Origin of the sequence: Pseudoalteromonas shioyasakiensis (assembly GCF_022398475.1) — a bacterium.
Classification (GTDB): Bacteria; Pseudomonadota; Gammaproteobacteria; order Enterobacterales; family Alteromonadaceae; genus Pseudoalteromonas.
Map to the genome: position 1 here is coordinate 25,596 of NZ_JAKEVM010000028.1, position 13,637 is coordinate 39,232.

General features: G+C 36.8%; 16 protein-coding genes. 10 read left to right on the plus strand and 6 right to left on the minus strand.

The features are described from left to right. Positions 1-205 precede the first annotated feature (205 nt). Genes L1D51_RS07545 through L1D51_RS07560 form a run of 4 tightly spaced genes read right to left on the minus strand, consistent with a single transcriptional unit; the run spans position 206 to position 4,164 of the window. The gene (locus tag L1D51_RS07545) at positions 206-1,267 is read right to left on the minus strand and encodes a hypothetical protein (protein WP_239963348.1); all 1,062 of its coding nucleotides are present in this window, start codon (positions 1,265-1,267) and stop codon (positions 206-208) included. Continuing rightward, the gene (locus L1D51_RS07550; RefSeq protein WP_239963349.1) at positions 1,268-2,182 is read right to left on the minus strand and encodes a hypothetical protein; all 915 of its coding nucleotides are present in this window, start codon (positions 2,180-2,182) and stop codon (positions 1,268-1,270) included. Then, on the minus strand, positions 2,182-2,967 hold the full coding sequence (locus L1D51_RS07555) for a recombinase RecT (protein WP_188731728.1): 786 nt from the start codon (positions 2,965-2,967) through the stop codon (positions 2,182-2,184). Before L1D51_RS07555 ends, L1D51_RS07550 begins: the two co-directional genes overlap by 1 nt. Positions 2,968-3,027: 60 nt before the next feature. Continuing rightward, positions 3,028-4,164, minus strand: a complete 1,137-nt coding sequence (locus L1D51_RS07560; protein WP_239963350.1) for a PD-(D/E)XK nuclease-like domain-containing protein — start codon at positions 4,162-4,164, stop codon at positions 3,028-3,030. 165 nt (positions 4,165-4,329) lie between these two features. Between L1D51_RS07560 and L1D51_RS07565 the strand changes: the two genes are divergently transcribed. The 4 genes from L1D51_RS07565 to L1D51_RS07580 all read left to right on the plus strand — a co-directional run bounded on the left by L1D51_RS07565 (position 4,330) and on the right by L1D51_RS07580 (position 6,609). After that, a complete protein-coding gene (locus L1D51_RS07565; protein WP_138534081.1) occupies positions 4,330-4,848 on the plus strand; it encodes a hypothetical protein in 519 nt (172 codons plus the stop codon). A 194-nt stretch (positions 4,849-5,042) separates the two neighbouring features. Continuing rightward, complete coding sequence (locus tag L1D51_RS07570) at positions 5,043-5,537, plus strand: hypothetical protein (protein WP_239963351.1); 495 nt, start codon at positions 5,043-5,045, stop codon at positions 5,535-5,537. Positions 5,538-5,739: 202 nt separating this feature from the next. Next, on the plus strand, positions 5,740-6,174 hold the full coding sequence (locus L1D51_RS07575; protein ID WP_239963352.1) for a hypothetical protein: 435 nt from the start codon (positions 5,740-5,742) through the stop codon (positions 6,172-6,174). Positions 6,175-6,195: 21 nt separating this feature from the next. Beyond that, the gene (locus tag L1D51_RS07580) at positions 6,196-6,609 is read left to right on the plus strand and encodes an ankyrin repeat domain-containing protein (RefSeq protein WP_239963353.1); all 414 of its coding nucleotides are present in this window, start codon (positions 6,196-6,198) and stop codon (positions 6,607-6,609) included. A gap of 20 nt (positions 6,610-6,629) precedes the next feature. On the opposite strand, the gene L1D51_RS07585 is transcribed toward L1D51_RS07580, so the two are convergent. Both L1D51_RS07585 and L1D51_RS07590 read right to left on the minus strand, forming a co-directional pair. Next, positions 6,630-7,481, minus strand: coding sequence for a hypothetical protein (locus L1D51_RS07585; protein WP_239963354.1), 852 nt, complete (start codon positions 7,479-7,481; stop codon positions 6,630-6,632). A gap of 25 nt (positions 7,482-7,506) precedes the next feature. Next, complete coding sequence (locus L1D51_RS07590) at positions 7,507-8,214, minus strand: hypothetical protein (RefSeq protein WP_239963355.1); 708 nt, start codon at positions 8,212-8,214, stop codon at positions 7,507-7,509. Between the two features lie 269 nt (positions 8,215-8,483). Here L1D51_RS07590 and L1D51_RS07595 point away from each other — a divergent pair, with 269 nt between their 5' ends. The 6 genes from L1D51_RS07595 to L1D51_RS07615 all read left to right on the plus strand — a co-directional run bounded on the left by L1D51_RS07595 (position 8,484) and on the right by L1D51_RS07615 (position 13,548). Then, the gene (locus L1D51_RS07595; protein WP_239963356.1) at positions 8,484-8,912 is read left to right on the plus strand and encodes a GmrSD restriction endonuclease domain-containing protein; all 429 of its coding nucleotides are present in this window, start codon (positions 8,484-8,486) and stop codon (positions 8,910-8,912) included. A 7-nt stretch (positions 8,913-8,919) separates the two neighbouring features. After that, on the plus strand, positions 8,920-9,129 hold the full coding sequence (locus L1D51_RS21865; protein WP_425605535.1) for an excalibur calcium-binding domain-containing protein: 210 nt from the start codon (positions 8,920-8,922) through the stop codon (positions 9,127-9,129). A gap of 186 nt (positions 9,130-9,315) precedes the next feature. Beyond that, the gene (locus L1D51_RS07600) at positions 9,316-9,693 is read left to right on the plus strand and encodes a hypothetical protein (RefSeq protein WP_055022345.1); all 378 of its coding nucleotides are present in this window, start codon (positions 9,316-9,318) and stop codon (positions 9,691-9,693) included. Between the two features lie 322 nt (positions 9,694-10,015). Continuing rightward, a complete protein-coding gene (locus L1D51_RS07605; protein ID WP_239963357.1) occupies positions 10,016-10,537 on the plus strand; it encodes a hypothetical protein in 522 nt (173 codons plus the stop codon). 133 nt (positions 10,538-10,670) lie between these two features. Next, on the plus strand, positions 10,671-11,387 hold the full coding sequence (locus L1D51_RS07610; protein ID WP_239963358.1) for a hypothetical protein: 717 nt from the start codon (positions 10,671-10,673) through the stop codon (positions 11,385-11,387). A 214-nt stretch (positions 11,388-11,601) separates the two neighbouring features. After that, positions 11,602-13,548, plus strand: coding sequence for a hypothetical protein (locus tag L1D51_RS07615; protein ID WP_239963359.1), 1,947 nt, complete (start codon positions 11,602-11,604; stop codon positions 13,546-13,548). Positions 13,549-13,637: the final 89 nt, after the last annotated feature.

A 13,637-nucleotide genomic window follows, 5' to 3' on the forward strand; every position in this document is an offset into this window, starting at 1 on the left:
ACGAGTTTGTAGCGTTGGTTGGGGCTGTGATGAAGAAACCTGTATGATACTTTAATACGCAGTGGCAGCCCGATACTGACTTGGTTGTAGAAATTAGTATGAATCTTTTTTTGGGGTTACGTATCATTTAGAACGGTACGAACAGGGTTACTTGACTGTTTAGTATGAAACTTTATTCCTCTCCCACACCAAGCTAACTTTATAACTAACAGCCATGCCAGAACTCTGAGAGTTTGGCCATCTGATAAATATCGGTGCCGTCTTCATCATAATTTAGCTTGTTTTTATGTTGAATGGGACTAAACCAAAAGTTAACCGGTTTACCGTTTTCCACTTTCTTAAAAGCTATTTGAATTTGTGTATTAGCATACAACTCTTCATGAGGATGATATAAATCACCGATAGACTCGTATCCTTCAGGTGTTGTAAACATTACCTTATAATAACCTGGTCTATAGCTGTACTTTTCCTCAATCAATACTTTTACACTGTAAAAATTTGGTATTACAAAGGTTCTGCTATCCAAGCATGACACACTATTATCTTTAACAATAAAATGTCTACCAGGGTGAGATTTAAGGTCTGTATTTGCTTCAAGCGTATCCGGGTAAGTAAATCCACTGTTATGGCCAAACATTCCTTTTAATGACTTCTGTCTATCTTTATAGCTAGAGTTAATCTCAGTACCATTTAGCATGATCACATCGTATAAGCAGACTGAGCCATCATCGAGGATATACGTTTCTAAAACGCCACTTTCAAAGCTTCCAATTGCAACTTTAGAGGCAAGCATTTCCTGAATGTTTTTGTCTAATGTGAAAGCATTACCTTTAATATCTACAGCTTGTATTGAATTAATCGATTCTTGGCCAAGTTTTATATAAGCCCGCTTACCTTGCTGTACAGGAATAACAACAGGGTCATTTATTTTGCTAAGCTGTTCTGCAAAAGGCACGTCAAAGTCACACTTATACATAGGAGGCTTAAAATTGCTAAATGGCAAACACGGAACTTTAGTCTTTAATTGCTCGATAGGTTCATATCCATCAATAACCCTAGTTCGAAGCATGTTAGAGTAGTTCATTCGAGCAATGCCAAGGCAGTCGAATGGCATGCGAGCAGTTTCTTTCATATAACTTATTTTTTGCTGGCCATAATACTCTCGAACTTCAAACTGTGTTTCGTCATCGCTTGCGAAAAATGCAATTTCACGCCAGTTCTCACGCTTTCCCGATTTATTTAAAATTTCTGACTCAACTTTAATCATTCAGATAACTCCAAAATCAAGGTTATAAAATTCGCACTGATCTTCTGATGCTTCATTCATTTCGGTATCTTCATTACTCACTTGGCGGTTATGTTGGCCTAGTACGATAATATTTGCAGGTGGTTCAATGATGTCATCTAGTTTTTTTAATGCTTCTTCAAGTTCTCCACCTTCTGTTGAAACGTACTGTGAAGTAATTACGCAGCTAGCAAACTTATCGTTATTAGCCTCTTTGTAGTACTTAAAGAAATCAGAGTAATATGAAGTTAATCGGCTTTTTAAAACGGGTAAGATTGGATGGCTAATTACGCTATCCTGCATGTCCAGTGTTTTCAAGGCACGAAGAATTAATGCAAAACCAACCCATTCATGTGTATCGTTGAATACATCCATACCCCCAAATACGTTGTTTTGCCATGCATCAAAAGCAGAGTGCATTTCATACTCATCCATATACCAAACTTTGCTTGTACCATTCTCAAACTCTAATAATAAATAGCAACCAGAGTATGAAGCCTCCTGAGTACTATCGCCTTTAACGTGAGATACTTTGTTTGAGCTAACATCAATTGAAAACTTATCGTTGTCATAAACCACTGCAAGTTCATAGCTTTTTACAATACCTTGAGTTTCAAGGTAGGCAATTACATTATCTGTATTAAGTGCAGGAAACAGACAATATGCAGTAGTGTAGGGATGTTTCCTAACTCTTATGTTTACTAGGTTAAGCAGCTCAGGACTAAGAGAGCCGATCAACATATCCAGTTCTTTAATTGTCGCAACAACGTCATCTAGGGCGCACTCTTTAATCAAAGCGGAATAATGAGAATGTGAAGCCAAGTTGAACAATGTTTCCCACTGTTTAATATTGTCTGAAGTAGATTTGATTAGCTTTTCAATTTGAACTGATAACATTAGTACGCCTCACGTGAATAAGCACTTTCGAATTGTTCTTCATAAGCTTGCTGATTGGAGCTGTGCTGACAATCTTGATCATCAAACAACATTGGGTCATTCATAACACTATCTCTATAAATACAAGGGCAGAGAGTCTTCCAGTGACGTTTAATAAGGGTTTTCTCCCTCATTTGATCCACATGTACTGAAAGCCACGCTTCATTGCCCATCGCCTTACCTTGCTCTTCAATAGCTAAAATCTCCTCAGGAGGCATGACTGTAGTCTTAAAAGAACCATCAATTAGCTCAGTTTGACAATAGCCACCGGCTAATTGTCCACGCATTGCTTTAGATAGTACGGTTGTAGTGTGGGTAACTTTTGAATTTACACCGTTGTATTGGAAATTGTCTTTTTCATAAAAAACATTCGCATTAATTTGTTTTACTTTTCCAGAACGGTAAGCAAGTTTAAGAATTCCCTTGTAGCCTAATCCTAATTGAGTCACATATTGGCCTGATGATTCACTATATTCAGTTTTTAAAAAGCAAAGCTGCTCAGTAGGGCAAAGTGAAAGGCCTATTTTTGCAGCTTTTAAAAATGAACTGATTACGGACTCAACTGGAGTGTAAGGGAAGCTGTATTCTACGTTTAATCCAGACATAACGATTTGATAGACGTAGTTTAGCTCTGTATTAAAGTCTAGCTTATAACCATTTTCGGAAAGATAAGCATCAAACTGGCCTTTGCATGCTGTTAATTTTCCATACAATAAATTTTGATATTCTTGAAGTGATAAACTCATAACGCTCACCGTTGAACTTGGATATGTAATTAGAATATTTGATTTAAAAAATCGCGCTTATTACCAGTCAATAACAACGACCTCATCGTTTTTGGTGTATCCATACCAGTTTTCACTATCTAAACATTCTTTAAGAGTTGCAATTGCTTTCTTCATGTCATTATGAGCAATCATCTGGCGGGTACGTTTCATCTCAAAAACCTCGCATATATCAGCCTCTAAATATTCAACACCGATAAAAGCAAACAATTTAACGGGAATACCTGCTAAATTCGCAACATACTTATAGAAACTCTCTTGAACGTCATATCGAAGATCTCGGCATTGGAATCTAAACTTATTTGGATTGGCTGAACGAGTAGACTTAACATCACTGGCAATTGCATGCTTGTTAATGTAATCGAATTTTACTTTAAGCATTAATCCTGAGTCAGGATCTCGCGCTATTACAGTAAGCTCCGCAAAGCCATTTGAAATTAATCGCTTAGCTCTAGCGTGAGATTTGAATGTATCCAAAATTCTATGGGCGTCATCCCAGACTAAACCATCTATTGGTGTTTTATGGGTTATGTGTGACAACGCTCCATCGTTAAAAGCAGCTAATAGACTAGAACACTTATTATTTTCGACCATTTTTACAGCTTCGTTGTAGGCTTTAACTCCAGCGCCTTTAATTATGGATTTTGTAATCAAATCATCAAAAATTAGGGTGTTTGGTTTAGCATCTAACAAGCGCTTAACTAACTCTGATTTAGTGCCTGAGACCTTTTGACCTGCGGCTTTTAATGCGTCCTTTAGCTCAGCACTTGTGTGCAGCGCTGTAGGATACTCAATGGCAAGAGGTACACGGAAATAGCGATCATAAAAACCAATTGGCTCTAATATTAACTCATGACCATAAGTGCCAGTATCAAGAGTGTTTCTTTGTGCAGCAGTTCGTTTTCTTTCCTCATTAGAAAAATATTGACGAAATACATGAGCTGGTGTGTTTTTCGCTAACTCTTTAATCAGAGATGAGCTATGAGCATCTAATTCGTGGTAAACAGAATTTGGCACACCGCTATAAATACCTTCAACAAGATCACCATTAGAGTCCAAAAAGTTTGGATTACCTAAATCATCGTATGCAGGCAGAATAGTGTTAAACCACTCTGTAGGTTTTTCTGTTTCTTGAACTTTTAGATTTGCTGATGCCATGTTCTTGCCTTGCTCTACTTATTTAAAGTAGTAACATCATGTCATAGAGATTTTTTCGTGCTGAACTGAAGAAGAAAACCTATCTTCAAAGTTAATGATGAGAATTGAGCGCGATCTTTAATTTTATATAGATTGCTATTATGGACAATTAAACTAGGAAACTCGATGTTCGAAGGAAAAGCATTAAAAGATATTATTGGAAACCTTAGCGCTGATTTACCTGATACTCATTTTAGTGTTGAAGCACACCATCAAATAACCGATTTATTACCAAGCGAAATGGTCGAAATTATAAAAAATTATTTCGAGGATCTAACCATTCAGAATATTTTGACGGTGGATGGAATAATACAGCGTATAGAGTGTGCAACCTCTACATTCACAGTGGACGTTATACCACTTACAGATTGGAATGAAGAATCGCCATGTGGTGAGTTAAACATTGTCGCTAATTTTAGCGAAAAATACAGATTCATTAACTTGATCACAATAAATGAAATCAATGAATCAGTACCTGGGTTGAAGTTATTCAGAAAAAATGAAAACTTACACTCAAGCACTCTACTGACAATATCATTTGGAGTCACAGCGCAAACTCTAATTAATCAGATAAATTATTTATTAGAAACAACTCAGCGGCTACAGCTGTCTTTATTTGATGAAAAGTCGAACTCCGTAAATTAATTTTAGCCCCCAATGATGCTTTCTGTTGGAGTATATTAATCCGATATAAAGACCATTTAATTTATAGTTAAATGGTCTTCCCCTACTAGGATTAAGTAAATTCGTATACGTTTCAAAAGAAATTAAACTAAATGATATCTAATATCATTCGCGTTTGTGTTATTGTTTCAGCAAAAACTTAACCAAGGATGAATATGAAAATTAAGGTTTATTATTTAAGCATTTTGCTCGCAATTTTTTCAAACACTGCATTTGCTGACTTTTGTTATGATGGTGAAGATATTGGTTTAACTGATTTTTATTGCGAATTTGCAGTAACTGAAGAAACTAGGGACTTTGTTTGCGGTGATCATCCAAAATATACTCCCAGGTGGACAAAAACAGTGAATGTTGATGCTAACGATATTGTTGAAATAGATCCTATACAATCATTTCATTTTGGTGTGAACTGTACTGGGAAAGAAATTGTATACAGAGATGACCAATGTGAAGAAAATGTAAGGCTAACTGTTAATTCCTGTAAAGATACGTATTTTTTTACCACAACTGCTGCTGGCGTCCTTTGTGGACGTATAACTTGGGGGATAGGAGCAACTTTTTGCGGAGCAGTTGGTTCGGCCCTTGTTCATAAAGCAATGAATTGGTGTGATGTACAAGGTGAAAAATTACTACAGAATTGTCCAAATTAATAAAGGGGAATAACTTGCAATATTTAAAGTCTGCCAGTGTAATCGTTTTTTGGCTGTTGGTATATTTCTATCTTAAATCTAATGGCTTCATTGAACAGGATTTCATTCCCAATAATATTGAGTATGTGTTTGTAGGGTTGTTAGTCTATGTAGAGGTTAGGTTACTTGTAATAAAATTAGATAGGAAGTCTGAAACAAAAAAATGAAAAAATATATAACTGTATTTGCTTCCGTTATCTCCTTTGTTTTAGGTGGTGTCACTACCTTATGGTTTGTAAAGTCAAATGAAATAGGGTCTTTTAACACATATAGAAAATTAGATAAGTCTTCTATTTTGGTAACTGAGTCTGAAAGTGGCGCTCCCAAAAAGATTATTGATTCCAAAATGAATACTGAAACAACTCAAAAGGTAAAGCAGCCTAATTCTAATGTACTATCCATTGCGGATATTTATAAAGAATCAAAAAGTAGTGGTGTTACATTAACGACCCAATTAATAAAAATGTTGGATGCAGGTGAGCTAAGTGAGAATGACATACAAAGGAGGAATGAAAAAGGTATTTCCATTTTAGATTCGATAATTCGTATGAAAGGACATGATGCGGGATTGCTTTTTAATAAATTGGCTGAAATGTAATTTGATCTTAACTTTTCCTCAATGCTTGATTATTCAGTAAGGCATAACCCTAAGAATTTTGAAGTTCTTATTAACTTAGGGTTAGATCCCTATAGCCGAAATGATGACAATACAACTTTGTTCAATAGCGCTTTAGCAAATGGAAATTATGAATTAGCAGAATATCTATCAATTTTGGGTGTAAAATTTGAAAAGTTTTCTATAAATAGTGAAGAAAACAGTTTTGATGATACTCATACAGAATCTGTTGTTTATTCATTATTACAAAGAGGCTCTTCATCAAATAATAAACCTGAAACAATAAAGTTCTTATTAGAACACAACTTATATACAAGCTCTGAAATTACTGAAGTTGTCAGTAATTTGTATGAAGTTGAGATCTTTAAAGTTGATGATAGGTTCAAACCTCTAAGAGACGCTCTATCTAAGCAGTAGGTAAGTTTTCAGTGTGAAGGTTAACCTTCACACTGACTAATTGAAGCCATACTCATGAATTCATCAACTACCTTGCTTAGTTGGGGAAACCTAGTTTTAACCTCGTATAAGTACATCAAAAGCTTTTGATTGTTGGTTTCACAATTTAGATAAAAAGGTATGGTTATTAGGTAGTCAGCAAGTGCTGGGGGGACGATTTCAACATGACCGGCACTGTTACGAAGCTCAAAAAACTCTAAGTCACTAACAGCAGAAATGTTAAGCTCATTTAGTTCATCACTTTTGCTCTTTACATACTCAATATCTGCCTTCATTGCCCAAAAAGGTACCCAAGCTGAGTTGCTGAAGTTATTTATAAGTTTTTTATAATCACATTTTTCAGTCAGGCTACAATCTAAGAATTCTAAATTAGCTTCGTTGATGTCATAAGGTAATGATTTTACAGCCTCAAAACTGTCTTTTATGACACCAGTCTCTTCAGTAGAGGCAAACTTTATACGATGAAGCCAATATAAAACTAAACCATCAGCATACTCGCTGCTTAAACTTTTAAGGTTTATTCCAGCATAACTCTCAACAGGAATAAATTGGCCGTTCCAAGTAACCGGTTCAGAGAACAGAAATGTACCTTTGTTAAGCTTGTCATTAAAGTGATCGATAATAGTTGAGTAGTCAAAAGTTGGCTCTACACTAGAGTTGTCAGCGGGGTGACGTAATTGCAAATAAACTATTGATAAAATAGAGCAAAGTAAAATGGCAATGATAAACCACTTTGAGTTTTGATATTTTGAGTATTTATTCAGGTTTGTAAACATAAAAGCCTCCATATGTATGCTTAATAATGTACAGATATACGCAACATATAGAGGCAAAAAAAAATCTAATATTTTTAAAAAATTACTTTTTATTTTGAGGTTGCTCAGCTTTTCGTAGCTCTACCTCTTTTTTGATTTCAAGCTCTTTAAGCTCAACATCACGCTGGTGAGTGGCTTGAATTGCTTTTTGTTCATCGCTCTTTCTATTCTGCAGTCGCTTTTCAAGTTCATCGAATGCAACAGACATTTTCTCTTCTACTGTTCTAGCACGCAAAGACTGTATTGCTCGGTTATATTCTTCATAAGGCATTTTTACAAGAACATATGCATTTGCTACTCCATCAACATTATACAATTCACGTTTTACTCTCTGCGCACCGGCAACACTAACTTCTTCGACAATTGAATCAATAAGCATATTAATTTGAGTCTCTAAGTTTGAATCTAGAGTCTGGTTTTCATATGAACGCTCTTGGCCAGAGATAAGCTGTTTAAAGCTCTTTGCTACATCAAATTTAGCTCTAAGCTCGGCTGCTTTTAATGCAAAAGGAGGTTTGTTTGATGAACCGTATCCAACGCCAAAAACACCTGTTGAGTCAGATTGTGGTACATCTAAGTACCAATCTGGAATACTATTAATGAGTTGGTCCATTTTCTCGGTTTTTTTATCAACTTGCTTTTGGTGAGCAACTTCTATCTGTTCAATTTTTTCATGAATACCGTTATTAGAACATGCTGAAACTGTTAGTACAGTGATCGCGATTAATAGGTGACGTTTTAAAGTTTTCATGCATTTCTCCAAATTTGAATTTCAAAAGTAACGATACAGGATGTTTAAAAACGCGCATTTTTGAAAAAATTTAAATTTGATAAATCAGCAGGTCAGCATTTATGATCCGTATAAACTCCAAATTTGTAGGGTTATTGAAGAAACTAAAGGATTTTTGCATGAACAAATTCGCCATATTGTTTGGGTTGTCATTTATTTTGCCCAGCAAAGTACTTGCTGTAAGTGGCGGAGGGAACTAAGGCGGCCCAGCATATGAAAGTTGGCAAGGGTTGATTATTAAAGATGAAAATCGTTGCTCTGCGTATGATAAAAAGGCGGATTATGATTATGACCAGAATGTAGAAGATGCCATTGTTGCAAGTATGAATGGGCAAGTTTATGGACCATATACAGGTAGCTATTTTGAATCAGATTCCGAAACCGATATAGAACACATTGTTGCCACTTCTGAGGCTCATGACTCAGGCTTGTGCTCAGCTCCTGTCAGTATAAGAAAAGCCTTCGCCTCTGACTTACTGAATTTAACCCTTGCTTCACCTAAAGTTAATCGATGTAGTAAAACAGGTAAGTGCGGCTTTGATGCCGGTGAGTGGTTGCCAGAAGAAAATAAATGCTGGTTCGTAAATCGCATTGTTCAAGTTAAGCAAAAATATAAATTGAGTATAGATTTAAATGAATATCACGCATTAATGTACTAGTACAGATATGATATACCACAGCAAAGTTAAATCTTTGCAGCCTACTACTTATGATACGTCCTATCCAACTGGTGCCTTGTCAATTTATGATGATAACCAAAATGGTAAAATTAGCTGCAAAGAAGCAAGAAACCATAAAATAACGCCTGTCTATAGTGGTCACCCAGCCTATCCGTATATGAATGATGGCGATGGCGATGGAGTTGTTTGTAGATGATATTGTAGTCTAAGAAAGGCGGTATATTTTTTCAAAACACACTTGTACAGCCCTTCTTAACTAAAAGAGCGATAGAAAGAAGAAATACGAGGGATAGATGATATTAGAATTTTAAAAACTCATAATGTTTAAAATTTTAAAAATTGATCGTAGAATTAAAAGATATGTGTCAGACACTTTAAACAAATGTCCCAAGATAAATACGTATCAATTACAGAAGCAGCAAGATATGCTCGAGAGAAAAAGTTATCTTCAATTAAAGAATGGCTTGAGGCCAGTGAGGGTGATGAATTTCCAGAGTCTATGCCTAAGCGCCCACCAAATGTATATGGCTGTAAATGGTCAGAAGTTTTAGCTCCTAAAAATTCACCTGGTTGTGGACGATTCGTTGAGTTTCATGAAGCTTGTCGAATTGCTCGGACATTGGGTGTTGAGACGATGACACAATTTAGGGAATTGAGTAAAGAGGGTGGTAGGCCTGCTAATATACCATCAAATCCAAACCTTCATTACAAAAGTGAATGGAAAGGTTGGGTTCATTTCTTAACTGGAAAAACTGAGTAAAGATTTCAGCTATTATTAGTATTAATCTTCAAATTTTTTCAAATCTGTTCATTTTTTAAAACTGTAATAGCATTGTGATAGCCGAATGCATTATATGCTTACCATTACATCCCCTCAAAAATAATTGCTACCGAAAAGACGGTATAACTGTGAAAGGATAAATGCTCCTTAACCTTTAATGGCTATTCTGTCTCTTAAGTTACCCTTTCACTTAACAACGTTTATAAATTGGTGGCATTTTTTATAAAAATCACTTTTTTTTTAGGTAAATTTCATTTTCCAAGCTGCTTTAATTAAGAAATTAACTTCAGTGGAGATCAAAATGATTTTGCATAGGTTTTTACTATTTCTATTTGTATTTTCCCCCCTTGCAGCGTTATCAGGACAAGAGGTGACTGTTGATACAGTAAATACACTCTCATCTAATCAACTATTAAAAAGCAGATTTAATGAACCACTCTCTATTATTCGTATACCACCCCTTTATACGGCTGAAGGTAACGTAGCCTATGGAGAGCAAGAAGTAAGCTTTAAGCTCCATGATACTGCCCCTAATGCTGTGATTGTGAATGAGCAAAAAGTAGTTAAGGGGCAGATTATAGACTTTTTGAAAGAGGTTAATGCCGATGGAGGTTTGGATATACCAATATACCCAGCTGCCACCGGTTATACTGGTGAAGCGCATTACACTATAACAGTAAGTGTAAAAGGAGCTAGCTGCCCTGAAGATTATTTATTTTCCGATGGTTTGTGCTCAAAAACGCTTATAATTGATGCTACAAACATCTGTCCTGCTGGTTATGACTATTTGAAGACAGAAGATAAATGCTCTCAAAGAGCTTAATGAACCGGCATTAGTTACTTGCTCAGAAGGTTCTGAGAATTTAGATGGCGTTTGCATTACATCAACTGTTATAAATCCAATCGTATCTTGCCCTAGTGTATGGTCTGAAAAGTACAAGGTGTGCTTTTCAAAGGTGCAGGATTACCCTGGGGAGGCTTATTGTGCTCATGATGAACGAGTGTATCTAATCGAAGATACAGAGAATAAAAAGCCTAACCATGAAAGCATATGTGTTTCTCATGGCCTGCTTGATACAAATGATGCCGAGTATGAACCTTGCACAGCAGGATATACCTTACATAAGTGGGGGGAAGGTGAGTGCACTGACTCAAGAGCTTACTCTGTTGATGTTGAAACCGCGAAATCTTCGGTTGATTGGTGTGAGGGAGATGGGCTTGAGTATTATGATAATCAGAATTATCTATGCATTTTTAAGAACCCATATATGTATAAAGCTAATGTCCGTTATGAGTGTGTGGTGGGCGAATACATTGATGGAAATTGCGTTAACCCTTCAAACTACCAAGAACCCAGCTATATGTGTAAGCATGGTGGAGCATATCAGGAAATTAGCTGGGATCTTGATGGAAACCCCCAGTTAAATGTGTGTGTAAATAGAGAGCAGATAGATGGAGACTCTATATACTCATGCCCTGAAAATGCGGAGCTGAACGGAAATAAATGTATTGCCATTACTGAGTCTGAACCAGCCTATAGTTGCCCTGATGATTATGTTTTTTTAGATCAATCTTGCAAGTTGACTCAGACCGCTCATAGCCAAAAGGCTTGTCCAACTGGATGGCAGTTGCATGGTGATAGCTGCATGACTGTAGAATCTTTCGCGCCTTAACTTTTTATGCGGGTCCGAGAACCCGCAAATCTTATATTCAGTTATAAAAATTCACTAAAGTTTCCCTGAATTATCTGTCAAAAATAGTTTTTTTTCAGGCATTTCTAAAATCCATTTCAAGTAAATTAATAAGCTCAACTTAATAGATTTTCAAATTTGGACCAAATTCAAAAAGGAATTCTATTTAGAATAACAACTTACTTTGGGTTCTAAAATGCTATTTCGTAAACTATTACTACTAGCCTTGGTATATATATCTTTCAGCACTAAAGCTGAAACCACAGTAAATGTTGATCCTGTAAACACCTTGTCTTCTAAAAGCTTACTAAGTAGTAAAACTGATGAGCCGTTTACAATAATAAAGGTACCAACATTGTACACCTTGGACGGAAATAAGGCTTTTGGTGAACAGCAGATCACATTTAAGTTACATAGTGACGCACCAAGCTCTGTTGTTGTAAATGGAATTACTGTAACAAAAGGGCAAACTGTTCAATTTGACAAGGCTGTTAACTCAGCTGGCGGTCTAGATATTCCAATTTACCCAGGGGTAGTTGGATCATCAGGAGCTGCAAATTATACTATCACTCTAAGTGTCAAAGGGGCAACATGTCCTGAAGGTTACATTTTATCTGGCGGAATGTGTTACAGAACCACGACTCAACCAGCAATTAAAGTATGTCCATCAGGTTATTTGTACAGTCTCAATTCGGGTGATTGTTCTAAAACATATACAGTAGACGCTACTAAGAACTGCCCTGCAGGTACAACTTATTCAAACGGTTTATGTCTAGGTTCATCTAGCTCGCCAGCAAGTTCATCATGTCCGGCTGGGTATACGCGCTTAGGAAGCAGCTGTTATAAAGACACTCAAATTGACGCTACTAAGAATTGCCCAACTGGTACCACATACTCAAATGGTTTATGTCTAGGTTCATCTAGTTCGCCAGCAAGTTCATCATGCCCGGCTGGGTATACGCGCTCAGGAAGCAGCTGTTACAAAGATACTCAAATTGACGCTACTAAGAATTGCCCAACTGGTACCACATACTCAAATGGTTTATGTCTAGGTTCATCTAGCTCGCCTGCAAGTTCATCCTGCCCTGCAGGATATATGCGTTCTGGTAATAGTTGTTATAAAGATGTACAAATTGATGCATCCAAAAACTGCCCTTCTGGATATAATGTATCAGGTAGTCAGTGTAGGAAAGTGGAGCAAACGGATTTTATCTACATGCCATGCAAGCCTAGTTATGAAGAGGCTGGCCCAACTTTTTATTGCCCAAATGGAAGTTCATACGATCCAAATTCAACGAATTGTACACTAACGAATAACTCAGGTTCACAATGTGCGTTAACAAAATATGAGGGGGGCAAGTATGTATGCGGTTCTGGTGAAACCTTAATTCCTTCAGCCAATCCAACTTGTCAAAAAAAGAATGGGCAAACAGTTCCTGCATCATTTATATGTCCAGCAGGAACCGTTGACACAGGTTCTGGTGTATGGCGATGTATGTCAAATACATCTTATGCAGCTGATAAATATTGTCCAAGTGGATATACTAATGGCGGTGCTAGCTGCGAAAAAATACAAACTACGAGCATCACTTACTCTTGTCCATCACAATACAGTTTGTCAGGGTCAAAATGTAATAAGAGAGAGAGTGCTAGCTTGGTTTACTCATGTCCGACTGGTGGCTCACTAAATGGCACTAGCTGCGTTAGCTCTACATCTACCGCTGTGACTTACTCTTGTCCGTCACAATATAGTTTGTCAGGGTCGAAATGTAATAAGAGAGAGAATGCGAGTTTAGTTTACTCATGTCCGGCTGGTGGCTCACTAAGTGGCACTAGCTGCGTTAGCTCTACATCTACCGCTGTGACTTATTCTTGCCCGTCACAATATAGTTTGTCAGGGTTGAAATGTAATAAGAGAGAGAATGCGAGTTTAGTTTACTCATGTCCGGCTGGTGGCTCACTAAGTGGCACTAGCTGCGTTAGCTCCACATCTACCGCTGTAACTTACTCTTGCCCAACAGATTATATTTTATCAGGGGGTCAGTGTAGTAAAACTGAAGAAGTTCCAAGTACCAATACTTGCCCTACAGGTTGGAACCTAGAAGGGGAGGAGTGCACCAAAACCGAATCAGTTGCACCATAGCGCCTTTCGCCAAGTCCAATTTTAAAAATTGGACTTGGTTTTAAAACACTTAAACCAGAAACCTATCTCTTATATACATCTTACGCTGC

Coding starts and splice junctions, on each gene's coding strand:
- L1D51_RS21865 (WP_425605535.1), top strand. CDS start 8,920: ATGATATACCACAGCAAAGTTAAATCTTTGCAGCCTACTACTTATGAT.
- L1D51_RS07565 (WP_138534081.1), top strand. CDS start 4,330: ATGTTCGAAGGAAAAGCATTAAAAGATATTATTGGAAACCTTAGCGCT.
- L1D51_RS07555 (WP_188731728.1), bottom strand. CDS start 2,967: ATGAGTTTATCACTTCAAGAATATCAAAATTTATTGTATGGAAAATTA.
- L1D51_RS07550 (WP_239963349.1), bottom strand. CDS start 2,182: ATGTTATCAGTTCAAATTGAAAAGCTAATCAAATCTACTTCAGACAAT.
- L1D51_RS07580 (WP_239963353.1), top strand. CDS start 6,196: ATGCTTGATTATTCAGTAAGGCATAACCCTAAGAATTTTGAAGTTCTT.
- L1D51_RS07600 (WP_055022345.1), top strand. CDS start 9,316: ATGTCCCAAGATAAATACGTATCAATTACAGAAGCAGCAAGATATGCT.
- L1D51_RS07570 (WP_239963351.1), top strand. CDS start 5,043: ATGAAAATTAAGGTTTATTATTTAAGCATTTTGCTCGCAATTTTTTCA.
- L1D51_RS07615 (WP_239963359.1), top strand. CDS start 11,602: ATGCTATTTCGTAAACTATTACTACTAGCCTTGGTATATATATCTTTC.
- L1D51_RS07575 (WP_239963352.1), top strand. CDS start 5,740: ATGAAAAAATATATAACTGTATTTGCTTCCGTTATCTCCTTTGTTTTA.
- L1D51_RS07560 (WP_239963350.1), bottom strand. CDS start 4,164: ATGGCATCAGCAAATCTAAAAGTTCAAGAAACAGAAAAACCTACAGAG.
- L1D51_RS07605 (WP_239963357.1), top strand. CDS start 10,016: ATGATTTTGCATAGGTTTTTACTATTTCTATTTGTATTTTCCCCCCTT.
- L1D51_RS07590 (WP_239963355.1), bottom strand. CDS start 8,214: ATGAAAACTTTAAAACGTCACCTATTAATCGCGATCACTGTACTAACA.
- L1D51_RS07545 (WP_239963348.1), bottom strand. CDS start 1,267: ATGATTAAAGTTGAGTCAGAAATTTTAAATAAATCGGGAAAGCGTGAG.